At 68.7% G+C, this 23,271-nt stretch carries 22 protein-coding genes and 2 pseudogenes; 9 read left to right on the top strand and 15 right to left on the bottom strand.

From position 1 onward, the window contains the following. Positions 1–195: 195 nt before the first annotated feature. Positions 196–933, bottom strand: coding sequence for a hypothetical protein (locus OG587_RS40280; protein ID WP_329084099.1), 738 nt, complete (start codon positions 931–933; stop codon positions 196–198). Next, positions 920–1,435, bottom strand: coding sequence for a SigE family RNA polymerase sigma factor (locus tag OG587_RS40285; protein WP_329084100.1), 516 nt, complete (start codon positions 1,433–1,435; stop codon positions 920–922). Before OG587_RS40285 ends, OG587_RS40280 begins: the two co-directional genes overlap by 14 nt. Positions 1,436–1,577: 142 nt before the next feature. Between OG587_RS40285 and OG587_RS40290 the strand changes: the two genes are divergently transcribed. Beyond that, complete coding sequence (locus tag OG587_RS40290; RefSeq protein WP_329084101.1) at positions 1,578–2,465, top strand: hypothetical protein; 888 nt, start codon at positions 1,578–1,580, stop codon at positions 2,463–2,465. A gap of 169 nt (positions 2,466–2,634) precedes the next feature. Here OG587_RS40290 and OG587_RS40295 read toward each other — a convergent pair. From OG587_RS40295 to OG587_RS40305, 3 genes and pseudogenes are all read right to left on the bottom strand, one after another. Further along, a pseudogene (locus OG587_RS40295) lies at positions 2,635–3,906 on the bottom strand (IS701 family transposase); the annotation flags it as partial. Between the two features lie 375 nt (positions 3,907–4,281). Beyond that, a complete protein-coding gene (locus OG587_RS40300; RefSeq protein ID WP_329084102.1) occupies positions 4,282–4,533 on the bottom strand; it encodes a DUF397 domain-containing protein in 252 nt (83 codons plus the stop codon). Further along, entirely contained in the window at positions 4,530–5,387 is an 858-nt protein-coding gene (locus tag OG587_RS40305) for a helix-turn-helix domain-containing protein (RefSeq protein WP_329084103.1), read from the bottom strand. Before OG587_RS40305 ends, OG587_RS40300 begins: the two co-directional genes overlap by 4 nt. A 260-nt stretch (positions 5,388–5,647) precedes the next feature. Here OG587_RS40305 and OG587_RS40310 point away from each other — a divergent pair, with 260 nt between their 5' ends. Then, positions 5,648–5,998 (top strand): hypothetical protein, encoded by a 351-nt coding sequence (locus OG587_RS40310; RefSeq protein ID WP_329084104.1) that lies wholly within the window; start codon positions 5,648–5,650, stop codon positions 5,996–5,998. A gap of 336 nt (positions 5,999–6,334) precedes the next feature. Here OG587_RS40310 and OG587_RS40315 read toward each other — a convergent pair whose 3' ends face one another. From OG587_RS40315 to OG587_RS40345, 7 genes are all read right to left on the bottom strand, one after another. Then, entirely contained in the window at positions 6,335–6,976 is a 642-nt protein-coding gene (locus OG587_RS40315) for a hypothetical protein (protein ID WP_329084105.1), read from the bottom strand. Further along, positions 6,973–7,158: a hypothetical protein gene (locus OG587_RS40320; protein ID WP_329084106.1), complete on the bottom strand. Its 186-nt coding sequence runs from the start codon at positions 7,156–7,158 to the stop codon at positions 6,973–6,975. Before OG587_RS40320 ends, OG587_RS40315 begins: the two co-directional genes overlap by 4 nt. Further along, a complete protein-coding gene (locus tag OG587_RS40325) occupies positions 7,155–7,544 on the bottom strand; it encodes a hypothetical protein (RefSeq protein WP_329084107.1) in 390 nt (129 codons plus the stop codon). Before OG587_RS40325 ends, OG587_RS40320 begins: the two co-directional genes overlap by 4 nt. Positions 7,545–7,578: 34 nt before the next feature. Continuing rightward, positions 7,579–8,436: a helix-turn-helix domain-containing protein gene (locus tag OG587_RS40330; protein ID WP_329084108.1), complete on the bottom strand. Its 858-nt coding sequence runs from the start codon at positions 8,434–8,436 to the stop codon at positions 7,579–7,581. A gap of 13 nt (positions 8,437–8,449) precedes the next feature. After that, entirely contained in the window at positions 8,450–8,968 is a 519-nt protein-coding gene (locus tag OG587_RS40335) for a DUF6879 family protein (protein WP_329084109.1), read from the bottom strand. Positions 8,969–9,471: 503 nt separating this feature from the next. After that, entirely contained in the window at positions 9,472–10,035 is a 564-nt protein-coding gene (locus OG587_RS40340; RefSeq protein WP_329084110.1) for a TetR/AcrR family transcriptional regulator C-terminal domain-containing protein, read from the bottom strand. 327 nt (positions 10,036–10,362) lie between these two features. Next, positions 10,363–11,442, bottom strand: coding sequence for a hypothetical protein (locus OG587_RS40345; protein WP_329084112.1), 1,080 nt, complete (start codon positions 11,440–11,442; stop codon positions 10,363–10,365). Between the two features lie 234 nt (positions 11,443–11,676). On the opposite strand from OG587_RS40345, the gene OG587_RS40350 reads away from it, so the two are divergent. Both OG587_RS40350 and OG587_RS40355 read left to right on the top strand, forming a co-directional pair. Then, positions 11,677–12,609 (top strand): SDR family oxidoreductase, encoded by a 933-nt coding sequence (locus tag OG587_RS40350; protein ID WP_329084113.1) that lies wholly within the window; start codon positions 11,677–11,679, stop codon positions 12,607–12,609. Positions 12,610–12,651: 42 nt separating this feature from the next. Further along, on the top strand, positions 12,652–13,485 hold the full coding sequence (locus tag OG587_RS40355) for a helix-turn-helix transcriptional regulator (RefSeq protein WP_329084114.1): 834 nt from the start codon (positions 12,652–12,654) through the stop codon (positions 13,483–13,485). A 42-nt stretch (positions 13,486–13,527) separates the two neighbouring features. Here OG587_RS40355 and OG587_RS40360 read toward each other — a convergent pair. Then, positions 13,528–13,749, bottom strand: a pseudogene (locus tag OG587_RS40360) (response regulator transcription factor); the annotation flags it as partial. A 247-nt stretch (positions 13,750–13,996) separates the two neighbouring features. On the opposite strand from OG587_RS40360, the gene OG587_RS40365 reads away from it, so the two are divergent. The 4 genes from OG587_RS40365 (at position 13,997) to OG587_RS40380 (ending at position 17,377) form a co-directional block, all read left to right on the top strand. Further along, positions 13,997–15,463, top strand: a complete 1,467-nt coding sequence (locus OG587_RS40365; protein ID WP_329084115.1) for a glycosyl hydrolase — start codon at positions 13,997–13,999, stop codon at positions 15,461–15,463. Between the two features lie 297 nt (positions 15,464–15,760). Then, the gene (locus tag OG587_RS40370; protein WP_329084117.1) at positions 15,761–16,306 is read left to right on the top strand and encodes a GNAT family N-acetyltransferase; all 546 of its coding nucleotides are present in this window, start codon (positions 15,761–15,763) and stop codon (positions 16,304–16,306) included. A 163-nt stretch (positions 16,307–16,469) separates the two neighbouring features. Beyond that, entirely contained in the window at positions 16,470–16,964 is a 495-nt protein-coding gene (locus tag OG587_RS40375; RefSeq protein WP_329084118.1) for an NUDIX hydrolase, read from the top strand. Positions 16,965–17,047: 83 nt separating this feature from the next. Then, positions 17,048–17,377 (top strand): DUF5709 domain-containing protein, encoded by a 330-nt coding sequence (locus OG587_RS40380; RefSeq protein ID WP_329084119.1) that lies wholly within the window; start codon positions 17,048–17,050, stop codon positions 17,375–17,377. Positions 17,378–17,667: 290 nt separating this feature from the next. Here OG587_RS40380 and OG587_RS40385 read toward each other — a convergent pair whose 3' ends face one another. After that, positions 17,668–18,315: an HAD family hydrolase gene (locus tag OG587_RS40385; RefSeq protein ID WP_329094147.1), complete on the bottom strand. Its 648-nt coding sequence runs from the start codon at positions 18,313–18,315 to the stop codon at positions 17,668–17,670. Between the two features lie 279 nt (positions 18,316–18,594). On the opposite strand from OG587_RS40385, the gene OG587_RS40390 reads away from it, so the two are divergent. After that, on the top strand, positions 18,595–19,218 hold the full coding sequence (locus OG587_RS40390) for a Uma2 family endonuclease (protein WP_329084120.1): 624 nt from the start codon (positions 18,595–18,597) through the stop codon (positions 19,216–19,218). Between the two features lie 60 nt (positions 19,219–19,278). Here the strand turns inward: OG587_RS40390 and hrpA are convergent, their stop codons facing one another. Further along, a complete protein-coding gene (hrpA, locus tag OG587_RS40395; RefSeq protein WP_329084121.1) occupies positions 19,279–23,175 on the bottom strand; it encodes an ATP-dependent RNA helicase HrpA in 3,897 nt (1,298 codons plus the stop codon). Positions 23,176–23,271: the final 96 nt, after the last annotated feature.

The raw sequence follows: 23,271 nt of genomic DNA on the forward strand, positions 1-23,271 counted from the left end.
CGCCACCGCGCTGTGGCCACTCGGTTCGACAAGCTTGCCGTGCGCTACGAAGCCACCGTCCTCACCGCCGCAATCAACGAATGGCTCTGACCGACTTTGATGAAGGCCCTAACAGTCCGGCGCTTTGTCTGGAGCGGTGTCGCCGACCAGCGCCAACACGTCTCGCGTGTAGAAGACCCCGGTTCGAACGTGGTATCACATGGTGGAGGTGAGCCCTTCTCCGATCTTCTTCAGCTCGGCGCTAACGGCCTCGGCGCCGGAGAACTCCTCCGCGTACACAGGGCTGAACATGATCTCGGCCCACTGCCTGTCGCCCATTTTGAGGAAGAGGGTCGGGTTGCCCTTCATGCCATCCTCACCGACGTTCTGCACGACCAGGTAGCCGCTCCGGCCTCCGACGGTCACCTCCTCGCCGCCCTTTTCGCCGCGATAGGCCTGGATCTGGTCCTCCACCTCCTGGACGGTCTTCTCCTCGTGCATACGGATCTGGACCTGGTAGTAGCCCTTGTCGTCGCCATCGTAGTTGTACGAGGTCGAGTAGGTGTCGCCGAAGTCCGACGACCATCGGGACCACTGCAGCCCTTCGGGCAGGTATCCCACCCTGACATGCCCGAACTCCCTCCCGTCGCCCAGGTCCCCGAGGTCCGGCGGATCGGTCGGCACGGGCGGGGTGTCGTCGATGGCAGGCGGTTCCTGTACCGCGGAGAACGTGCTCCGCTCGCCGATCGTGGGCACCGAATCGACGGTCCAGTAGGCGATGGACGGGGCGACGACCACGAATGCGGCCACGGACGCGGCCACCGCCGCGGCTCTGGCCCTCCTCCTCTTGGCCCGGTGGGAGCGCATCACCCGCCCCAGCAGGTCAGGCGCGGCGTGCAGCCTCGCCGTCCCGTCCGCCATGAGCCGGCGGATCTCGTCCTCAAGCATGGGCATCCTTGATCGCTCCTTCCAGTGTTTCCCGGCCAAGCGCCGAACGGAGCTTGGCCATGGCCTTCGACGCCTGGCTCTTGACCGTGCCGACCGCGCATCCGAGCACCTCGGCGGTCTGCGTCTCGCTAAGGTCCTCCCAGTACCGCAGAACGATCACCGCCCGCTGCCGGGGCGGCAGAGTGCGCAGCGCGTCCATGAGCACATGGAACAGGTCAGGGTCACTTGCACGGACCGACGTCTCCGGCGGGCTGTGCATGGGGATGATGTTGAGGATCGCCCGGCGGCGGGCGCGGTTGATGGCGGCGTTGATGATGACGCGCCGCACGTAGGCATCGGGGTTGTCGTAGCAGGCCACCCGCTCCCAGTTCTTGTAGGTACGCTCGAGCGCCGTCTGCAGCAGGTCCTCGGCCTCCGTCTCGTCGCCACAGGCGAGATAGGCGACCCGCAGCAGGCTCGTGGCACGCGCGGCCACGAAAGCACCGAAGTCATATTCCACACCGCTCACGGCTGTCCGTCCGATTTCACACCTCCTAACACACTTCGGCCTTCGCGACGGTTGCCCGCTCGCGCAGAACACTTTTGCGGGCAACCCTTCGAGCGACCCAGGTGTGTAGATAGTTGTGACTTCGAATCGATGGAGCAACCTGATGACGTTCGCGACCGTGCCGACCCGGCGGTTGATCACTCTCGGCGTCGCCCTGGCCGTGGGCGCCACCGTCCTTGGCGCGCCGGCGGCCGTCGCGGCTACTCCCCCCGAGGGGGCCTACTGGCACACCAAGACCATGACGACATCCACCCATCCCCGGCAGTTCGGCAGCAAGTCGGACCCCTATTCGCTGGTCCAGCGGGAGATCTCCGAACGGTGGAGCGCCCCCGACGGCAGAAACTGGTTCGGGTACCGGGAGCTCGGGACGCTGCCGGGGACCGTGGCGGACAAGAAGGCGTGGCGGCGCGACGGCTCCCCCTCCACGTGGAACGAATCGATCGACGGCAAGACGGTGAAGCTGTCCGCCGAGCCCGCCAAGGGCCGCCTGGCACCTGCAGGGAGGGAACGGAAGTTTTGGGTCGCGGAGCAGTGGCTGACGTACGACGAGGTTCAGCGCCTGCCCGCCGACCCGAGCCGGCTGAAGGACTGGCTCACGAAGGCGGGCCAGGTCGGCAGGGAGGACGACATACCCGGATGGCTCGAGTACACCCTGCCCGAGTTCCTGCACGATTTTCCCGCCCCGAAGGAGGTCCGCACCGCGGCCTACCAGGCCCTGCTGACGCTGCCGGGCGTCCGCGCCGGCGGCGCCGCGAAGGACGGCCTGGGCAGGCCGGGCGCCGCGGTCGTGCTCGATAGTTCGAGCGGGAAGGGGAAGAAGGCGACCGTGGTCAAGGTAAGTCTGATCGTCGACACCGGCAGGATGGTGCTACTGTCACGGGACCAGAAGGCCACGCTCGACGGCAAGGCGTTCCCGGAGATGTCCTCCAATAAGACGCTGATCCAGGTCGGCTGGACCGACTCCCCGCCTGCCGTACCGGCTCTGTCCTGACGCGCCGCGACCGGCCATATCCACGCGGTAGTCCGGCGACAAGAAGACCGGATCCCCGGCCCGGACATCCATCCCACCCCTGGGAGTTCCGGTAGTAATCGCCGAATATCCAGCGAAGTTCGATATTGTGCCTGGTGAGGCCGTTTTCTAGTACGAAAGCCGCTATTCCTTAGTTGAGCTGGATATATGCGGTGCTCAGGCGGGCTCGGTGGTGGAACCAGCGGGCGCGTGCTTGATGGCGGCGTCGCCAGGCTGACCAGTGAGCAGCCTGTTCCAGGGTCGGTGTGTGGCCGGTGACGGCGTTGAACAGGCGCTTGACCTCGGCGACCGTCAGCGGGATCAGGCCGGGGTCCCCAGGCGGTGCTTCGTCGGGACGGGTGGGGCGGGTGGCCTGGGAGTCGGTGCGGTGCCGGGCCGCGGCGGCGGTGACCGCGCAGACGGCCAGGGCGGCCATGACCAGCACGAGGTGCCGCAGCAGTGCCTCGTGGAGGCGGACCTGGGACTGGTCCAGGCCAAACAGGTCCTTGCCGGCCTGGAAACTCTCCTCCACCGGCCACCGCAGCCCGGCGGCGGTGATCAGGCGGGTCAGGGTGGCCGGCTGACCGACGGGCACGAAGCAGTAGTGAAAAGCCAGTTCGCCACTCTTGCAGTGCTTTCGGACCAGCAGATAGCGGGCAGGGCTGGCAGTGGCGATCCAGGCCCAGGCGTAGGTGCGTTCGCCCTTGGAGCCGGTCCCGGCCGAGCGGATGGTCCATGTGCGTTTCTGCCTCAGGTGCTTGGCCACGGCCTGCTCGCAGGTCAGGCAGGTGCCCCCGCCGAGGGTGAGGGTGAAGGTGGCGCGGATGCGCAGCACGTAGGCCTGGCCTTGTTCTTCCAGGAAGGTGCGCAGCCGGGTGCAGGCGCCGTAGACCTCGTCCCCGGCCACGAAGTCCAGGCGCACATCGTCGGCGTAGGCCTCGCCGAGCAGGTCGATGGCCAGTTCGCCCTTGGTCGCGAAGGTCAGCTGCAGCGGCAGGCCGGTGGTGATCGCGGTGACGGGGTCGCTGATCTGCTCGGCGGGAATCCATTGCCGTGCACCGATCAGCGCGTGCCCGGCATCGGCGCGGACGTAGGCGAGATAGACGGTATTGATGCCGTTGTCGATGCCGCCGGCGCAGCCCATGTGCCGGCGCTTGACGCCCGCCGTGGCCACGCCCTTCTTCTCCTGCCCAGACTCGTCCAGCACACCGATGGTCAGGTTGCCCGGCCGGGCGGCGGTATCGAGCCGGGTGACGGCGAACCGGCGGATGGTGCTCATCGCGCCCGCGGTGTCCCACCGGGCACGGTTCAGCAGGCGCTGGGTGGCGTCCGGGTGGCGGTCGCCGATCCATTCGGCGATCGTCCAGCCGTTGCGTCTGGGCAGCTCAGACATGACAGCTCGGACGTACTTGGCAGCCTGCAGCCGAACCGGTCACCGGCCGGGTTCTCCACGCAGTCGAACGTGAGGCCCTGCTCCCGCACCCACTCGATCAGAGCGCGGTTCGCCCGGCGACCGTGGTTGACGTAGGTCAGCGTCGCGTACCGGCCCGCCGGCAGCACGCCGGGGGAAACCCGGCCGTCACCCTATCTCCCACGCGACTTCGGCCGTTCGCCCGCTGCTCCCGAGCGGCATCACTATGCCGCATCGGGCGGGGTCGGGTCGATATTCCGGGGGCGCGTGGACGCACTTCCTCGATCGAACCTTCCGCCGGGCATGAACGCGAGCCGCGCGGGCAGCGCCGTAGTCCTGCTTCACTCTTGCCCGTACCACGACGAGCTCAGGCCGCCGTCGCGTATCTCACACCGCGGAGAAGTCGAACTCCCCGTCCTTCACCCCACCGATGAACGCCTCCCACTCGGCGCGGGTATAGACGATCACCTCACCGCCGGGCCGGTGGCTGTGCCGCACGGCGACCCGCCCACTACCGTCGCCCAGCGGCCCGGCTTCGACGCAATTCCCTCCGCCGTTCTCACTCCGCGCACTGATATGCCAGGCGACACCGGCCAGTTCGTCGGGGCCGAGCACCTCGTGCCCTTCCATCGCGTTCATCTCAACAACTCCTCTGCCGTCGCGGAGATCAGCCTGACCGACTCCTCACGCGTAAGGGTGAGCTTCCGCAATTCATCGTATGTCTGCACCAAACGTTCTGTATCTGGTGATTCGATATAGATGGCACCCTTCGCGGTATCCGCGTAAGCGACCTCGGGAAAAGGATCCTCCACCTTGAGGATCCGGAACGCGCCGGTTGGACTGGCATGCGCTCCGGCGCTGAACGGGAGGACACGAACCTCGATGTTCGACTGGACGGCACACTCGGCCAGATGCCGGAGTTGCGTCGCCATGCATTCCGAGCCGCCGACCCGGCGCCGAAGCACCCCCTCGTCGACGATCGCCGACAGTCGCGGCGGAACGTCGCCCTTGAGGATCCCCTGACGGGACATGCGAAGTTCGAGCCAGCGCGTTCTCTGCTCGACGTCCACGTCAAAATCGGCCGCAGCGATCACCGCACGCGCATAAGCCTCGGTTTGCAACAATCCCGGTAGCAACGTGTTGTCGAATGTGTGAATCTCCCTGGCCCGCGACTCCAGCCAGACGTAGTCGATGAGCCAGCCGACGACCTCTCCGGCATAGCCGTCCCACCAGCCCTTCTGCCAGACCTCCTGGCTCAGCTTCAGTAGCGCCTCACGACGATGACCGTCCGCGACGCCGTACAGGTCGAGAAGCGCGAACAGGTCGGGTCTCCGAATGGGATATCCGCCGGACTCGAAGCGGCTGATGGTGCCCGGATCACGTTGCAGATACTCGGCCACGTCCTTGAGGAGAAGATCGTTGGTCTCCCTCAGTTCCCGAAGTTGCTGACCAAGCCACTGGGAACGCAACGTGATCCACTTCGGAGCGGCCATACCCAATTCCTTCCGAGCTGGTCGCGCACATCGAGGCGCGGTCCAATCGATGAGGCCGGACAACTTGTCGAGCCCTCGCAGTTGTGTCAGTATACCGAAAGTAATCAAGCGATCACAGCAAGTACACAAAAGCGGCAATTGACGACCAGCTATGGGTTATGGGGTCACGTCAACATTAAGAAGTAGGAAAGGGGCCGGGGCGGGCTCGCTTGGAGGCCACGCCCGTCCCGGTCCCGGCGGCCGGAAAGGAAGCACCCGAGATGGAGCACTTCAACGGTTCCGACCACTCGACTGTCTACCACGGCACGAGCTCATCGGAGGCGGCAAACGGAAGCGAGGGAGACACCTTTCCCGAGAACGCCGGTCCCACCAGAGAGGACGTGCGGGCGCTGGCCGGTGGTCTGCCTCGCGTGTTCGCGCTGGTCCAGGAGTTCGGCGACCACGACGGAGAGGGCATCGCGGAGGTGGTGGCGTACGGGCTGGCGCTGCCGGGTGGAGAGGCGGCCACCGTCGGCGTGACCGCCCGGGGGTTCGGCAGCTGGCGGAGCGCCGACAGCGCCGCGTACCGGCTCCACTCCGACCTCGTCTGGCTGGGAGAAACCGACAGATGATCAGGAAAATGAGCGGACAGCGAGCAAAACCCGTCTGTCTTAGGCGCCGAGGGCTGTGCGGGTTTCACGGGTACGTCATCCCGCGACCGGTGTACGTGATTTTCCAGACGTACTACGGCCCCGGCTCGGCGCGTGCACAGCCCCGGTGTTGAGCCCCCTGGCTGCTCGCTCTCTCGCCCCTCGCCCTCCGCGAGGGCGGGAGAGGGTGGCGTGGGGACGCACCGAGCAACCAGGGGGTTAGCCCCCGACAGGGTGGCGGTCAGGTGTGGACCGTCCAGGGAAAGGATTGCCCTGCCGGGGAGTCTCAGGGGTTCGGCGGGAGGAAGCCGTCTGTCCTCAGCCCTGATTCACCAAATACGGCACTGGCTGAAGGTCGTGAACTTGGACGATCAACTGTGTGGCCAGCGCGTAGGGAAGCAGTACCTCGTCTCCCAGGCTGATCTCCACGTTGTGCTCGCCCGTGGGGGTTGCTCGCAGACCTGGGCCGGGGGTGAACATGTCGGCCAGGACGGCGGCGGGTTCGGCACGGGCGACGGTGCAGACAACCTGGGAGATACGAAGCTGAGGGCAGGTGGCCAGCGCCTCGGGAATGCAGGCCCGGCAGGTCGGGGGCGCACTCGTGAGGCCCCCGGCGGGGTCCTCGGGGAGTTCGCGGAACGCGGTGTCGGTCATGATCCAGGGGATGCGCCCGGTGCCGGGGTCGGTCGCGGCCCGCCCGCAGACCTGGCACAGCAGCTTCTCCATGCATCTCCACTGGCGCAGCGTGTTGAGCTTGCGCCACTGCGGCGGCCCCTGCCGGTTGTTCAGGACGCGAACGCGCAGTACCCCGCAGGCCATGTCGCCCCGGCGCGGATCGTCGTAGGCGAGCCGCAGTCCACCAAGCGGGCGCCGGGCGAACCGCAGGCGTTGCGGCGCGACCTCGTCAGCGTGGGCGATGACATAGGGGACACGAAGCTGTGTCGGCGCGGCGCTCGTCATTCCGTCCTCCCGTCCGGCTCAAGTGACCACGCCACCCGCGCGGCCGGGCACCCCAGCTGAAGATCTCGGAACGTCGCCGCGCTCACCTCCTCCGGGGCGCTCGCGGAACTGCCCGTGCGGCGTGCTTCGAGGGAGTCGTCCGGGTTCTTCGTGCCGTCGCACTCCGGGATCTCCCGCCTCACGCGACATCCTTCGGGAGCGCGGCGAGGATCAGGTCCACGACCGCGTGAGGCTGGTCGGCGTTCACCATCTGGGCCGTGACCCCCACCGAAGACAGCGAGACCACGAAGCAGCCGGAACGATCTCCCACGGTCACGCTCGCCACCTCCCAGCCACCACGGCTGTGCGCGATCAACTCGAAGCGGTCTTCTCGCGGAAACGGGAGCGGCCGATGGCTGTGAAGGTGGAGCCCCACATAGTGAATGATCGACGTTCGAACACCTTGCGCACTGACCAGCCGTGCGAGGTCACTCAACCCCTCGGGGATTTCTTGCCCGGCAGGGCTCGCCGTCTCGTCGCCCTCGTGCCCCCCGGCATGGGCCTCTGTCACTGTCTGTCCGGATGCCATAACCCAGACGGTAGGAGTCCAGTCAGAGCCGGGGCTAGGAAATTTCCCGGGATTGCAGCAACCTCCGTGCGGCGTCTATCTCCCCCCGTGCAGAGTCGCCATAAACGGCCTGGGACTGCAACAGCTTGAAAATCCGTAGGTACGTCTCTATCTCGCTGGGACGCTTGGTGCGGTAACCCCCGGTCCAGTGCTCGCTGCGAACCAGCGACTCGTCATAGACATAGAACCCTTCCCCCGGCCAGATGGTCCGAAGTCGGCCGAGAGGGATGATGCCTAGCGCCACATTCGCGAAGCCGGCTGCACGTTCGACGTAGTCGAGCTGATCCAACATCACGGCGACACTGCCACGTTGGGCATAGAGCGCCCCAGCCTCGACGACCAACGAGAACATGCACTTGCCGGACTCAAGGACGCGCAAGCGGTTCAGCCGTCCCTCGACGGCCTGGTCTATGTCGTCGGTCAGCCCGTGGAATCGGGTCACATCTTCGATGACGGCCCGTGTGTATCCCGGCCTCTGCAGGAAGCCGGGAACGGTCTGAGGATCGTAGGCGCGTATCAGCTTGGTCTGCTCATAGAGCGGTTTGATTCGCTCGCTCTGCTGCTTGAGCCCGGCACGCATCGCTTGCCGGTGCTCCTCCCACATCTCGTCGATCTGCCGATGTGCGGCTATCAGCTCGGGAACCTGGTCCTCCGCATCGCACGCACGGCACCAAACCCGTATGTCGTCTTCCGTGGGATTCTGCCGTCCCAGCTCGATCCGGGAAATCTTGGAGTCGCGCATCCCGGATCGTGCTGAGAGCTGACGGCCGTTGAGGTTGGCGTCCAGGCGCAGGCCGCGAAGCCTCTGCCCGAACGCCTTGCGGGTAGCCTGTACTTGATCTTGTTCGGACAAGGCCGGGACGCCGTCAAGCGGGCCGGTAGTCGCGGTGCGGCATGGCCAGGCCCCGCAGAGCCGAAAAGGCGTCAGCGCAGTGCTTCACGATGGCGGGGTCTCGGTAGAGCTGAATCTCAGCGCGCTTGTCCGTTCCGTCAAAGACGTTGAACACGACCGTCTCACCGTCGAGCAACCAGAAGTCATTCCCCGGCATGCTCAATGTTGAGGTCAGCCGTCGCGGCACCCACCGCAGGTCTTCCCCGGCCTCGACCTTGAGGCCATTCGTCGCCTCGAAGCACCACCGCTGGTAGGCCGAGAGAGGTTCCGACACCACGCACACGCGACGGCACGTCTTCCCCTCCGCAACCCCAGTCTTGACCCGGTCACACCACGGCTTGAGGACGCGAGGGACTTCCTCACGGTCACCTGCCTGCCAGTTGACGAACAGATCAGCGTCTATGCCGTAGTTGTCTCGCATCTCGACGTGGCGTGCTTCCCGGCTGATGCCATTGACCAGATCAGCCCGCTCCTTCGGGGAGATCGACTCCATAGTGCTCCCTCACGTACTTCCGAACGAACACGTTCGTGGTGCGCTCGGAGAGTTCCCCGAACGTCTCGTCTTTCCCGAGGCCGATGAGCTGCGCCCCTACCTTGGGCCGCGCTTCTTGACCTGTGCGAGCCAAGACCCCCGATCCGTCCGATAGAACGTCTCGCACTCGTTGTCCTGATTGGAGTTGGGGTCTTTGCAGTAGAAGGTAAGAGAGAGATCGTCTCCATCACCGTAGGATTGCGCGAGATTTCGCCCTCCTGGTCTACGCCGTGAGCCCCAAGGGTCACGCGGTGGAGGGGCAGAGTCAAGGTTCTGCCGCTCACGACCTGACCTGGGCTTCTGGCGTACGGCGAAGGTACGGCAGCTCCAGGTGACCATTCGGCGCCGTGCGACTCGATCCTCGATCAGAGCGCGTCGGTGCCGAATGCCTCACAGCGTGACCGCTATGACCAGTGGGCAGCGGGAGAGCGTCCGGGAGCGGACTCCAGAGCGGGCGGATCGCGTCAGCGGGTCTCACCCAGGCTCGCGCGGAGACCGGCCAGGATCGTCCTCAGCCCGTACTCGAAGTCGGCGTCCGCCGCGTCGCGGGACTCCTCGGTCACCGGGCGGCCGGCGCCGGCCTGCTCCTCGACGGCCCACCCGACGGTGTAGCGGCTGATGACCAGGTCGGCCCGCCGCGCGTCCGCCGGGGGGAACCCCGCCTCGCCGAGCACCTCGACCACCGAGTTGGAGATCGCGATCTGGCTCCCGACCGGCCGGGTGCCGACGTGCAGACGTGCGCCGTCGCGGTGGGTCAGCAGGCTCCGGCGCAGCGCCCGTCCTCGCTCGGCGAGCCAGTCGGCCCAGTCCTGATCCGGCCCCGGGCGGGCCAGGTGCGCGAACGCGTCCTCGACCATGGTCGCGGCCATGTGGTCGAGCAGCTCCTGCTTGCTGCCGAAGTGGCGGTACAGCGCGGGTGACTGCACGTCGAGCTCCTGCGCGAGCCTGCGCGTGGTCAGGCCGTCGAGCCCGACCTCGTTGAGCAGCCGCAGCGCCGTACGCATCACCGTGGCGCGTGTGTGTCGCATCCGTTGCCTCCCCACGTCCCGTTATCGACGATAACTTCCCGTGGCCCGAGGCGCTCGGCTCGCCGATCCATCCGGGCGGGCCCAGAAGGTCACCTCCCGTTCATCCGGGGGGTGGCGAAGGCCGTCGACCGGCAGCGGCGGCATCACCTACGAGGTGACCGGCCCCTTCCGCGCCCAGCCCTGACGGTTCCCCGAGCGGCGCCCGGTACCCGGTGTCCGGGCCGGGCGCCGTGTTCCTCCCGTGCCAGGGTCACCCGCCGAGCCGGGCCTTCACCGCCTCGCCGCGACCTCCCGGGCAGCGAGCGCCGTGTTCTCCGCACGCCGGGGTCACCCCACCTCGGCCGTTCCTCGCGTGCCGGACGCCCCGCGCACGGTACGGCGGGCCGCGAGGAAGATGGCGAGCGTGCCGAGGACGAGGACCGTCTGGCCGATCAGGTTGACGGTGTTCGCGGTGCCGTGGAGGAGGAGCAGGATGAAGCCGCCGAACGCGTAGGTCAGCAGCGCGCCGCCCGCCAGCGCGAGCCGGTGCGCGGCGCCCCAGCCGGCACCTCGCGACCACCGGCTGATCACGACCGCCATCACGGCGAGCAGCGCGACGCCCACGGCGGTCCCCCACCAGTCCTCGGGGCGGACGAAGAACGCCGCGGACGCGACGAAGCACACCGCTCCCACCAGCCAGGGTCTCGGCGACCGCCCGTCCGTCACCGGGCGGGGACGTCGCCCGACGAGGAACGCGGCGACGACCAGGAACGCGACCACGACGGCGGCGCCGATCCTCTGCGGCGGCGAGGCCATGAATCCGCTGTCGTCGTATATGCCGTTGAAGAGAACGAGGGAGCCAAGGACGAACACGACGCAGGTGACGATCAGGCCGGGTATGCCCAGCCAGGGGGTCGTGGCGCGACGGGGCACCAGGATTTCCACGACGGCGATCGGGACGCCGATGCTCCAGATGGCGTGTCCGGCGGTGAACCCCACGGCGTTGCCCGCGCTGAAGCCCAGTGCCGGGATGAGGGTGGCGCCCCGGGAGACGTCCTCCTCGAACAGCGGGGCGGGGTTGAAGAGGGTCTGGTCGATCAGGGCCGCCTCAAGCACGCCGTACGCGCACGCCAGCAGGAGGAGCGTCGGCCAGCCGCGCCCGGTGCGCCGGACCACCTCGCGGATGATGATCGCGCCGCCGCCGTACATCGGCGCGAGGATCACCAGGCCCCCTATCTCGGACGAGGGGACGTTGCCAAGCAGATACTCGGCGACCAGCGGGGAGAGAAGGAACAGCCCGAGGGCGGGCGCGACGCGACGCGGCATCCCCGGACGCCCGCCGGGAGCCGTCTGGGGCATCCCGGTCGTCTGAGTCGTCTGAGTCGTCCGGACCGCGTGTCGCCGGTCGTCGGGAGGGTTTCCGGTCATGGCGGTGACGCTAGGTCCGAACGACCCGCGAGCACATCGAACGCGAGAGCGGCCTTCACCCCCCTCTCAGGACGGATCCTGATCGCGCCTCTCCCCCCTCGGACGGAGATGGCAGCACGTACCGGGTCGTTTATCCACGGACAGGTGATCCCTGGATAGGCGCGACATGGACCCGCCCCGTGGCGTTTGCGACGCTTGATCCGACCGGAAAGTCCCGCTGACCAGGGAGTTACCATGAAAGACGTGTCCGTCCCCGATCTGACCGGGAAGCTCGCCGTGGTGACCGGCGCGAGCGACGGTGTCGGCCTCGGTCTGGCCGTGCGCCTGGCTCGGGCGGGCGCCGAGCTCGTGCTGCCGGTCCGCAACCCCGTCAAGGGCGAGGCGGCCGTCACGCGTGTCCGCTCGGCGGCTCCCGGCGCGACGGTCTCCCTCCGTGAGCTCGACCTGGCCTCGCTGGGCTCCGTGGCGGCGCTCGCGGAGAGGCTGAACGCCGAGGGCCGACCGATCGACATCCTGGTCAACAACGCGGGCGTCATGTCGCCGGCCACCCGGCACACCACGGCCGACGGCCTGGAGCTGCAGTTCGGCACGAACCACATCGGGCACGTGGCGCTGGTCGGAGGGCTCCTGCCGCTGCTGCGCGCCGGCCGGGCCCGGGTCACCACCATGTCGAGCAGCGCCGCCCGCACCGCCAGGATCGACTGGGACGATCTGCAGAGCGAGCGGAAATACTCACCGATACGTTCGTACGGGCTGTCGAAGCTGGCCAACCTGATGTTCGGCCTCGAACTCGACCGGCGCAGCCGGGCCGGTGGCTGGGGCGTCGTCAGCAACGTCGCGCACCCCGGCACGACCCTGACGAACCTCTACGCGTCCGGCCCCAACCTGGGCCGCGAGCGCCCCTCGCCGCTTGAGGCGATTATGACGCGGCTCTCCCGCCTGGGCCTGTTCGTGCAGACCGTCGACAGGGGCGCGCTCCCCGCCCTGTACGCGGCCACCGACCCGCGGGCGCGGGGTGGTCGCCTCTACGGCCCCGACGGCATCGGCCAGTTCACCGGAGACCCGACCGAGCTGACCGTCTACAAGCCGGCCCGTGACGAGGCCGGCGCGGCTCGGCTCTGGGACGTCTCCGAGCGGCTGGCCGGGGTCGGATTCGCCGCCGCCTGAGGTCTTCACGGCGGCCGTTCTCTGGAAGGGAGAACTCACCTGATGGACAGGGCCCAGCTGGCCGATTTCCTGCGCACCCGGCGGGAGGCGCTGCAGCCCGAGGACGTCGGGCTGCCTCGCGGGCAGCGGCGGCGCACCGGCGGGCTGCGGCGCGAGGAGGTCGCCGCGCTGTGCGGCATGTCCGCCGACTACTACAGCCGGATCGAGCAGCGGCGCGGACCCAACCCGTCCGAGCAGATGCTCGCCGCGATCGCCCGGGGCCTGCACCTCTCCCTCGAGGAACGCGACCACCTGTTCCGCCTCGCCGGCCACGCCACCCCGCGGCGGGTCTTTCGCGGCGACCACATCAACCCCGGGATGATGCGCATCTTCGACCGGCTGGAGGACACCCCCGCGCAGGTGATGAGCCACCTCGGCGAGACGCTCAGGCAGACCCGGCTCGCGGTGGCGCTGATGGGTGACGAGAGCGTCCACACCGGGATGGCGCGCAGCATGCACTACCGCTGGTTCACCGACCCGGCCTCGCGGCTGATCTATCCCGAGGACGACCACCCGACGCACGACCGCCTCTTCACGGCCAGCCTGCGCGACGCGTACACGCGGGACGGCAAGGGCTCGCGCGCGGCCGCGCTGGTCGACGCGCTGCTGGCGGCCAGCCCGGACTTCGCCGCGCTCTGGGACGAGCATCCCGTCCTGGGCCCGTTCTGCGGGCCGAAGCGCATCCGGCATCCGCGACTCGGCCTGCTGGAGTTGCACTGCCAGACCCTGGTCGATCCCGACCAGTCCCAGATGCTGCTGGTCTTCACCGCCGTACCGGGCAGCGAGAGCCACGAGAAGCTCCAATTACTCCCCGCCGTCGGCGAGCGGAACGCCTGAACCCGTCCCCGTGGGGGCTGTCCGGAAGGACCGGGTCCTCGTTCAGCTGGAGCGGGGCCGCACGAGTCCCACGTCGTAGGCCAGCACGACGGCCTGGACCCGGTCGCGCAGGCCGAGCTTGCGCAGCATCGAGGACACGTGCGTCTTGACGGTGGCTTCGGTGAGTACGAGCCGCTCGGCGATCTCGGCGTTGGACAGCGCGAGCGCGACCAGCCGCAGCACCTCGACCTCCCGTCCGGTCAGCGAGCCGAGGCCGGGCGGCGGCGAGGCGACAGGGGAGAACGCAGAACGACACGAGACGACACAGGGCGACACGGTCGACGGCGAAAACTCACGGAGTTCTTTTTCGGATTTCTGTTGTCCCCGGCCCGCCCGCCGGTCTCCTGTACAGGAGCGAATATGTCCGGCACCGGACCCGACCGACAGCAGATCTGCGATCCGGCCCCCCGGCACGCCTCCGATACGCCGACAATGTCCGATCTCTACTTCCCGTACGAAGGACCTCATCCATATGAGTGAGACTGTTCCGCGCGGTACCGCAGCAGGTCGCACGGCAGGTCGTCAGGTACGTCGCGCCGCGCTCGTCGGCGCCCTCGTGGCCGTCATGGGCGCCTCCGTGGTGAACGGAGCCCTCCCCGCGGGCGCGGCCGAGGCCCCCCTTTCGCAGGGCCGGGCCGCCGCCGCCTCCTCGATCGAGCGAGGTGACCTGTCCGCCGCGGCCGCGGTCGACGGCAAGAGCGGCACCCGCTGGTCCAGCAAGTTCAGTGACCCTCAGTGGCTGCAGGTGGACCTGGGCAAGTCCACCGCGATCGACAAGATCGTGCTGAACTGGGAGCGCGCCTACGCCACCGCGTTCCGGATCCAGACGTCCTCCGGCGGCGGCCAGTGGAAGACGATCCACAGCACGACCGCGGGCAAGGGCGGCGTGCAGACCCTCAACGTGTCGGCCACCGGCCGGTACGTGCGGCTCTACGCCACCCAGCGCTCCAGCCAGTACGGTGTCTCGCTCTGGGAGTTCCAGGTCTTCGGCAAGGGCTCGGTCACCCCCGTGCCCAGCGCCACCCCGACCAGGCCGACGCCGAGTTCGAGCCCGAGCCGTACCCCGAGCGCCACCCCCAGCGCCACGCCGACCAGGCCGACGCCGAGTTCCACCCCCAGTTCCACCCCCAGTTCCACCCCGAGCTCCACTCCCAGCAAGACCCCGACCACGCCGGTCCCCGAGGTGCCCCCTGCGGAAACCTCCGCCAAGAAGGGCGTGGGCGTGTGGCAGGCGCCCAACGTCAGCGCGGCCCTTGAGGCCTCGGGCGCGAGCTGGTACTACACGTGGTCCACGAACCACAACGGCGTCACCACCCCCAAGGGGGCGGAGTTCGTCCCGATGATCTGGGGAGCCGCCAGCGTCACCGACCAGAACCTCGCCCAGGCGAAGAACTCCGGTTCTCCCTACCTGCTCGGTTTCAACGAGCCGGACTTCGCCGAGCAGTCCAACATGACCGTGGACCAGGCGCTGTCGCTGTGGCCGAGGCTCACCGCGACCGGCCTGAAGGTCGGCAGCCCCGCCGTCGCCTGGGGCGGTGACCGGGCGGGCGGCTGGCTGGACCGGTTCATGACCGGAGCGGCCCAGAAGAACCTCCGCGTCGACTTCATCACGCTGCACTGGTACGGCGGCGACTTCCGCGCCGAGGCGGCGGCCGGCCAGCTCAAGTCGTACATCCAGGCCGTGTACGAGCGCTACCGCAAGCCGATCTGGCTCACCGAGTACGCCCTGATCGACTTCTCCAACGGCGTTCGCTTCCCCACGGACGCGCAGCAGGCCGCCTTCGTCACCGAGTCCACCAAGATGCTGAACTCCCTGCCGTACCTGCAGCGCTACGCCTGGTTCGGCCTGCCCTCCTCCGACACCGAGCCCAACAGTGGCCTGTTCCGGAACAACGGCGTCGCCACCCCGGCGGGCCGCGCCTTCCAGGCGGCCGAGTGAGCTAAAACCGCCGAGGGACCCGGGCATGGGTCCACGGCGTTCCCCCGGCCCGGCTCGCGCGAGTCCTGTATCGCGCGGGCCGGGCCTTTTTCACGCTCCTACCCGGGGGCCGAAGTCGCGGGGTGCCTCCTGCGGCCCCGGCGCCCGGCCGTTTCCCGGCAGTCCGATCAGGGGGTACCGCCGCGTCCTCAACCCGGCATGGAAAATCAGGATAAAAGGCCTATTTGACTATGATTCACAGGATCAGGCGACTCGATATCCGCACGCGTCTCACCGCCTGTTGAGAGGATCAGCCCCATGAACAGCCCCTCCCGGACCACCCGGCCGACCTTCCGCGTGGCCACCGTCGCGGACGTGCCCGCCCTGGTACCCCTGATCGATTCGGCGTACCGGGGGGAGTCGAGCCGGGCCGGATGGACGACCGAGGCGGACCTGTTGAGCGGGCGGCGGACGAACGCCGAGAACGTCACCGCCGAGCTGGGCAGGCCGGAAAACCGCATGATCGTCATGGAGGTGGACGACGAGATCGTCGCCTGCTGCCAGGTGGAGCACCGGGGCGAGTACGCGTACTTCGGGATGTTCGCCGTACGCCCCACCCTCCAGGGCGGCGGCTTCGGCAGGGCGGTCCTCGCCGAGGCCGAGCGCTTCGCCCGTGAGACCTGGGGCGTGGGCGAGATGCGCATGACGGTGATCTCGGTACGCGAGGAACTCCTGGCCTGGTACGTGCGCCGCGGCTACACCCGCACCGGCGAGACGATCCCCTTCCCCTACGACGACGAGAGCGTCGGCGCGCCGCACCGGGACGACCTGGAAATGGAACTCCTGGTCAAGAAACTCGGCTGAGCGAGGAACGGCACCAACAGCCGACGGCCGGTAAACCCCGCCGGGCAGGGAACGAATCCTCCGCCGGGATCGTCTCACGGGCCCGGCGGAGAAGATCTCCCGCCGGGGACGCGTCGGCGGGTCCCACCCGCGACCGGCCGCCCGCGAAGGTAGCGTGACGGGAATGAGCGAGCCCTACTCCGACCCCGCCGACTGGTACGCCACCCTGCCCACCGCGTTCGTCTCGGCCTGCATGCTGCTCACCGACGCGGAGGACCGTGTCCTGCTGGTCAAGCCCAACTACCGGCCCGGCTGGAACTTCCCCGGCGGGATCGTCGAGGAGGGCGAGGCTCCCCACGACGGCGCCATGCGCGAGGTGGCCGAGGAACTCGGCGTCTCCGTCAAGGCGGGCGAGCTGCTCGTGGTCCACTGGATACCGCCGGAGGGGGACCGCCCCCGCGCACTGATCAACTTCATGTTCGACGGCGGCGTCTTGGAGGATCCGGCCCGCATCCGGCCACAGGTCGAGGAGCTCGACGAGGTGGCGTTCCTCCCCTGGGAGACCGCGGCCCCTCTCCTGCCCGCGTACATCGCGCCGCGCCTCGCCGCGGGGCGCCTGGCCCGCGGGAACCAGCGCCCCGTCTACCTGCCGGGCGGCCTCCCGGGCACCGGCGGCTGAGAAACCCGGTCACGGGGCCGTGCCGGGTGCGAGACGAACACCTGACCCGGGATTTAAGGCGATAAAACGGGTAGGGCCGCGGTATGACCGAAACACCCCCGGACCGCAAGGGTCTGAGCGACGAGCAGGCGGTCGAGGTCGAGGAGTGGACCGACGACCTCGGTCTCAACCACGAGATCGTCGAGCACGACGACGAGCACCGGGACACCCTCGACGAGCGCCTCCGGCGCGAGGCACCGGACCGCGAGCGGGCCCCGCGCGAGGATACCCGCCTGGTGGCGCCGGACGAGGGGCTGAGCCCCGACGAGACGTCCGAGGAGTACGCCTGGGACGTGGGCCCCGACGACGGCGACCTGTCCGCCGAGGAGCGCGCCGTCCACATCGAGCCCGACATCGAGTATCGCGACGTCTGAGCCCCCTCCGGGATCCCGGCAGCTCGCGAACTCACCGGGCGACGCCCCCGGCTCTCCGGGGATCCCGGCGGCCCGTGAACCGATCATGAACCACCGGACGCGGCCCCGGCCGGCGTCCCCTCCGCGGTCCGCACCGGCGCCGGCATCGGCGCGCGGTGAGGGACTCCCTGACCTTCGCCGTACGCCGATCAGCGGAACCACGGCCGTACGACAGTCAGCGGAACCTTCACCGCACAACGGTCGGCGGACCTTGGTCGTACGACGGCCGGCGGAACCTCGCCGTACGGCGGTCAGCGGGCGAGGGCGGCGACCAGGGCGTGCAGGTCGTCGACCACGTGGTCCGCCCCGGCGGCCTGGGGGCGCTCCGCGTGCAGGTGCCCCCAGGGACCCCGGCGGATCAGCGCGGTCCGCATGCCCGCCGCCCGCGCGGGGAGCACGTCGTTGTCCAGCCGGTCACCCACGTAGAGGATCTCTCCGGGCTCGCGTCCCGACACCGCGACGACCTTGGCGAAGAACTCCGGGGCCGGCTTGGAGACGCCCCAGCCGTCGGAGGTGTGTATCGCGTCGACGGGCAGGTCCATCGCGACGAGCGCGTCGCGCGCCTGCGGCGGCTGGTTGCCCGCGATGATCAGCTCGTGGCCGAGGTCGCGCAGCGCCGCCAGGGCGGGCCGCACGTCCGGGTAGAGGTCGTCGGCGTCGAAGTTGACGCGGAGCCCGTCCGGGTCGTCGCGCCTCCACGCCTCCTGCTCGGCCTCGACGTCGAAGCCGGGCCGCAGGAGCCGGAAGGCGTCCTCGAACGACCTGTCGAGTGCGGCCATGCCGCCGAGCACGCCGAGCATGGTGAACCGGGTCACGCCCAGCCGGTCGGCCCAGCGCGACCAGATGCGCGTCTCGTCGATCAGCGTCTCGCCCACGTCGAACACCAGCGCCCGGACCACGGTGCCTCCCCTTCCGTCCAAGCTCACGATCGTAGCCCGACCGGCCGAGGCGGCCCCGGGCGGGACCACCGCGGGGCGCGCCTCTCGTACGAGTGCGCCGGGCGTCACAGGAAGTGATCGGGCACTCGCGAGAATCGGCGCGCGCACGAATACCGCACCGGCCGACGCCTCTCCACCTGGCCGCCCCATAACCGCGGGGCATGCGCCTCGCGTCCGGACCGGCTCGCGTGCGACACTCAGAGTGCCTGTTCGAACACGAAGGGATACAGGCCGATGGTAATGACAGCGTCTCAGCGATCCGCCCGGCGCACCGCGCCGCAGCCACCCGCCCAGCCCGCCGTTCCAGAAGACCAGCCACTACCTCGCACCCCGAGGGAGATCTTCGAGTCCCTTCCCCCTACCCGCGGCCTCCGGGCCGAAGTCATCGACGGGAACCTGATCGTGAGTCCTTCCGCGACCCCCCGGCACGCACGCATAGCCAGATCCCTCAGCAGGGCGCTGATTCCCGTGGAGGATGAGAACGGCTGGGAAAGCTTCTCCGGCGACGTCGACATCTGTGTCGAAGCTCCCCGTGACACCATCGTCCCCGACTACTGCCTGGTCCCCGTGGACGCCCCGCTCTGGGGTGAGCGCGAGATCCTCTCCTCGGGGCTCGTCCTGGTGGCGGAGATCGTCTCGCCGGGGAGCATGGAGATGGACCGCGCGACGAAGCCCAGGATCTACGCGGGCTGCGGCATCCCGATCATGCTGATCGTCGATCCGGTCGCCTCCCCGCCGACGGTCACGGCCCTCAGCGACCCCGAGGAGGGCAGCTACCGGACCATGACCCACACCGAGATGGGCAAGCCGCTGCGGATCCCCTCCCCCGTCGACTTCGACCTCGACACCTCGATCTTCCTGTAATCCCCCGGAGTGCGGGCCCAGAAGGCCCCGCCCGCGCGCCCGGGTCGGGGCCCGTGAGACTCAGAGCTTCTCCATTGCCTTGCGGATGCGCTTGTCGGAGATCGAGTACGGGGTGCCGAGGGTCTGGGCGAAGTAGCTGACCCTGAGCTCCTCGATCATCCAGCGGATCTGGCGGACGTCGTCGTCGGAGCGGCGGGCCGGGGGGAGCTTCTCGACCAGCTCGTGATAGTCGTCCTCGATGTCGTGCACCTTGTCCATCCGCTCCCCGTCGCGGAACGCGTCGTCGTGGACCTTCTCCAGCCGCCGCTCGGCCCCCTTGAGATAGCGAAGCAAATCGGGCAGGCGCTTGTAGCCGGTGTCGGTGACGAAACCCGGATAGACGAGGTTGGCCACCTGGTCGCGGATGTCCTCGATCGCGGGGGTGGAGCGAGATCCGGGCAACAGGGTGGAGACGGTGTGCCAGACCTTGAGGATGCCCTCGACCCTGGCGACCACCTCGGCGGTGGTGTCGAACAGCTCGGCCCGGACCCTGTCGTGCAGGGCGGCGAAGGCGGACTGGTCCCAGACCGGACCGCCGTGCTCGATCATGAGGTGGTCGGCGGCGCAGGCGATGCAGTCGTCGAACAGCGCGGTGGCCCCGGCGTGCGGGCTGCGGCTCAGGGCGAGCTTGGACTGGTTGCCGAGGCGGCCGAGCACCCATTTGGCCGGTGAGGGGGTGTTGAGCAGCAGCAGCCTGCGGGTGCCCTCCCACATGGCCCGGCGCTGCTCGGCCTCGGTCTCGAACATCCGTACGGCCACGGTGGCGCCCTCGTCGGCGAGCGCCGGGTAGGCCTTCATCCTGCGCTGCTCGAATGTTTTGGGCAGCGCGCCCACGGTCCATCCCGTCAGGCCGGACTTCTCCAGGCCGTCGGCGGCCTTGGACAGGGTCTGGCGGAGCTTGGGAGCGAGCCGCCGTTTCAGCCCGGCCAGGTCCTTGCTCTCGGCCAGCTTCTGCTTGCGTCCGTCGATCACCCGAAAAGTGATCTTGAGGTGGTCGGGGACCAGGTCGGGCTGCCATGCCTCGCGCGAGACCTGGACGCCGGTCAGGTTCAGCAGCTCGCGTTCCAGCACCGCGAGCAGCGGCTCCTGGGTGGGCTCGGCCCGCTCCAGGGCCTTCTTGGCGTAGTTGGGGGCGGGGACGAAGTTGCGCCGGATGGGCTTGGGCAGGCTCCGGATGAGCGCGGTGAGCAGCTCCTCGCGCAGCCCGGGGATCTGCCAGTCGAAGCCCTCGACGTTGACCTGGTTGAGCAGCGCGAGCGGTATGTGCGCGGTGACGCCGTCGGCGTCGGTGCCGGGCTCGAACTGGTACGTCAGGGGGAAGCGCAGGCCGCCCTGACGCCACACGTCGGGGTAGTCGCGCCGGCTGATGTCGCCCGCCGCCTCGCTGATCAGCATCGACTTCTCGAAGCTGAGCAGGTCGGGCTGGTCGGTCCTGGCCTTCTTCCACCAGGAGTCGAAGTGGCGCCCGGAGACGACGTCGGCGGGGACACGCTGGTCGTAGAAGTCGAACAGCGTCTCGTCGTCGACGAGGATGTCGCGGCGCCGGGCCCGCTCCTCCAGCTCCTCGACCTCTTCGAGCAGCCTGCGGTTCTCCCTGAAGAAGGCGTGGTGGGTCTCCCAGTCGCCCTCGACCAGGGCGTGCCGGATGAACAGCTCCCGGCTCAGCTCGGGGTCGATCCGGCCGTAGTTGACCTTGCGCTGGGCCACGATCGGGACGCCGTACAGGGTGACCTTCTCGTAGGCCATCACCGAGCCCTGCTTCTTCTCCCAGTGCGGCTCGGAGTAGGTGCGCTTGATCAGGTGCTGGGCGAGCGGCTCGACCCACTCGGGCTCGATCTTGGCGTTGACCCTGGCCCACAGCCGGGAGGTCTCCACCAGCTCGGCGGACATCACCCAGAGCGGCTGTTTCTTGGCGAGAGCGGATCCCGGGAAGATCGCGAACCGGGCGTTGCGGGCGCCGACATATTCCGTCATCGGCCTGCGCGGCTCGTTCGGGGGACGACGGCCGCCACCGGCGTCGGCGGTCTTCTTGTCGATGTCCTTGACACCGACGTGGGAGAGCAGACCCGACAGCAGGGAGACGTGGATCTTCTGCTCGTCACCGGGGGTGCCGTTGAGGGTGATCCCCAGGGTCTTCGACATCTGGCGGAGCTGGCTGTAGACGTCCTGCCACTCGCGGACGCGCAGGTAGTTGAGGAACTCGGCCTTGCACAGCCGCCGGAACGCGCTGGACGACAGCTCTTTCTGCTGCTCCTGGAGGTATTCCCACAGGTTCAGGTACGAGACGAAGTCGGACTCCTTGTCCGCGAAGCGGCGGTGCTTCTCGTCGGCGGCCTGCTGCTTGTCGGCCGGTCGCTCGCGCGGGTCCTGGATCGACAGGGCGGAGGCGATGACCATGACCTCGCGGACGCAGCCGTTGTGGTCGGCCTCCAGCACCATGCGGGCCAGGCGTGGGTCGACCGGGAGCCCGGCCAGCTTGCGGCCGAGCGGGGTCATCTGCCTGGCCTGGTCGAAGGCGCCCAGCTCGAGCAGCAGGTCGTAGCCGTCCTTGACCTGGCGCTGGTCGGGCGGCTCGACGAACGGGAAGGCCCCGATGTCGCCCAGGCCGATCGAGGTCATCTGCAGGATGACCGAGGCGAGGTTGGTGCGCAGGATCTCCGGGTCGGTGAACTCCGGCCGGGTGACGAAGTCGTCCTCCTCGTACAGCCGGATGCAGACGCCCTCGGAGACGCGGCCGCAGCGGCCCTTGCGCTGGTTGGCCGAGGCCTGGGAGATCGCCTCGATGGGCAGGCGCTGGACCTTGGTACGGTGGCTGTAGCGGGAGATCCTGGCGAATCCGGGGTCGACCACGTATTTGATGCCCGGCACGGTCAGCGAGGTCTCGGCCACATTGGTGGCCAGCACGACCCGGCGGTTGGTGTGCCGCTGGAAGACCCGGTGCTGCTCGGCGGCGGACAGCCTGGCGTACAGCGGCAGGATCTCGGCGTCCTTGCGCTTCGACAGCGCCTCGGCGGTGTCGCGGATCTCCCGTTCGCCGCTGAGGAAGACCAGGATGTCGCCGGGTCCCTCCGCGCACAGCTCGTCGACGGCGTTGCCGATCGCCTGGATCTGGTCGTCGTCCTCGGCGATCGGCCGGTAACGCACCTCGACGGGGTAGGTCCGGCCGGAAACCTCCACGATCGGCGCGCCGCCGAAGTGCTTGGAGAAGCGCTCGGGGTCGATGGTCGCCGAGGTGATGATCACCTTCAGGTCGGGGCGGCGAGGCAGCAGCTGTTTGAGATAGCCCAGGATGAAGTCGATGTTGAGGCTGCGCTCGTGCGCCTCGTCGATGATCAGCGTGTCGTACTGGTCGAGGTCGCGGTCGCTCTGCAGCTCGGCCAGCAGGATGCCGTCCGTCATGACCTTGACGAGGGTGCCGTCGCTCACCTGGTCGGTGAAGCGCACCTTGTAGCCCACGGCGTCGCCGAGCGGGGTGTCGAGCTCCTCGGCGACGCGCTCGGCCACGGTACGGGCCGCGATGCGGCGTGGCTGGGTGTGCCCGATCAGGCCCCTGACGCCCCGGCCCAGCTCGAGGCAGATCTTCGGCAGCTGGGTGGTCTTGCCGGAACCGGTCTCCCCGGCGACGATCACGACCTGGTTGTCGCGGATCGCCTCCAGGATGTCGTCCCTGCGCTGGCTGACCGGCAGCGCCTCCGGATAGGTGATCGCGGGGACACCGGCGCGGCGCTGGGCGACGCGCCGCTCGGCCCGCTCGATGTCGGAGGTGATCTCCGCGGCGATCTTCTGCTGCGCGGCGCGGTTTCTGACCCTGCGGGCCCCGTCGAGCCGACGGCGAAGTCGCCGCTGGTCACGCAGAGTGAGCTCGGGCAGACGCGCGTGCAGATCGGAGAGGGGCGATGTCAAAGGAGGCGTTCCCATACTGAACCCAGGATACTTTCGGCCCGCGGGTGAAGGCTCACCCGCGGTCGTGAAGGCGCGTGTGAGGCTCCACACCTGAAGGCCCCTGTGTGAAGG

This window comes from Streptosporangium sp. NBC_01469 (assembly GCF_036227305.1).
Classification (GTDB): domain Bacteria; phylum Actinomycetota; class Actinomycetes; order Streptosporangiales; family Streptosporangiaceae; genus Streptosporangium.

What these genes read in the sequence shown, in the direction of transcription:
- OG587_RS40280 (WP_329084099.1), bottom strand. Translation starts at nt 933, where the DNA reads ATGCCCATGCTTGAGGACGAGATCCGCCGGCTCATGGCGGACGGGACG.
- OG587_RS40290 (WP_329084101.1), top strand. Translation starts at nt 1,578, where the DNA reads ATGACGTTCGCGACCGTGCCGACCCGGCGGTTGATCACTCTCGGCGTC.
- OG587_RS40300 (WP_329084102.1), bottom strand. Translation starts at nt 4,533, where the DNA reads ATGAACGCGATGGAAGGGCACGAGGTGCTCGGCCCCGACGAACTGGCC.
- OG587_RS40305 (WP_329084103.1), bottom strand. Translation starts at nt 5,387, where the DNA reads ATGGCCGCTCCGAAGTGGATCACGTTGCGTTCCCAGTGGCTTGGTCAG.
- OG587_RS40310 (WP_329084104.1), top strand. Translation starts at nt 5,648, where the DNA reads ATGGAGCACTTCAACGGTTCCGACCACTCGACTGTCTACCACGGCACG.
- OG587_RS40315 (WP_329084105.1), bottom strand. Translation starts at nt 6,976, where the DNA reads ATGACGAGCGCCGCGCCGACACAGCTTCGTGTCCCCTATGTCATCGCC.
- OG587_RS40325 (WP_329084107.1), bottom strand. Translation starts at nt 7,544, where the DNA reads ATGGCATCCGGACAGACAGTGACAGAGGCCCATGCCGGGGGGCACGAG.
- OG587_RS40335 (WP_329084109.1), bottom strand. Translation starts at nt 8,968, where the DNA reads ATGGAGTCGATCTCCCCGAAGGAGCGGGCTGATCTGGTCAATGGCATC.
- OG587_RS40340 (WP_329084110.1), bottom strand. Translation starts at nt 10,035, where the DNA reads ATGCGACACACACGCGCCACGGTGATGCGTACGGCGCTGCGGCTGCTC.
- OG587_RS40345 (WP_329084112.1), bottom strand. Translation starts at nt 11,442, where the DNA reads ATGACCGGAAACCCTCCCGACGACCGGCGACACGCGGTCCGGACGACT.
- OG587_RS40350 (WP_329084113.1), top strand. Translation starts at nt 11,677, where the DNA reads ATGAAAGACGTGTCCGTCCCCGATCTGACCGGGAAGCTCGCCGTGGTG.
- OG587_RS40355 (WP_329084114.1), top strand. Translation starts at nt 12,652, where the DNA reads ATGGACAGGGCCCAGCTGGCCGATTTCCTGCGCACCCGGCGGGAGGCG.
- OG587_RS40365 (WP_329084115.1), top strand. Translation starts at nt 13,997, where the DNA reads ATGAGTGAGACTGTTCCGCGCGGTACCGCAGCAGGTCGCACGGCAGGT.
- OG587_RS40370 (WP_329084117.1), top strand. Translation starts at nt 15,761, where the DNA reads ATGAACAGCCCCTCCCGGACCACCCGGCCGACCTTCCGCGTGGCCACC.
- OG587_RS40375 (WP_329084118.1), top strand. Translation starts at nt 16,470, where the DNA reads ATGAGCGAGCCCTACTCCGACCCCGCCGACTGGTACGCCACCCTGCCC.
- OG587_RS40380 (WP_329084119.1), top strand. Translation starts at nt 17,048, where the DNA reads ATGACCGAAACACCCCCGGACCGCAAGGGTCTGAGCGACGAGCAGGCG.
- OG587_RS40390 (WP_329084120.1), top strand. Translation starts at nt 18,595, where the DNA reads ATGACAGCGTCTCAGCGATCCGCCCGGCGCACCGCGCCGCAGCCACCC.
- hrpA (WP_329084121.1), bottom strand. Translation starts at nt 23,175, where the DNA reads ATGGGAACGCCTCCTTTGACATCGCCCCTCTCCGATCTGCACGCGCGT.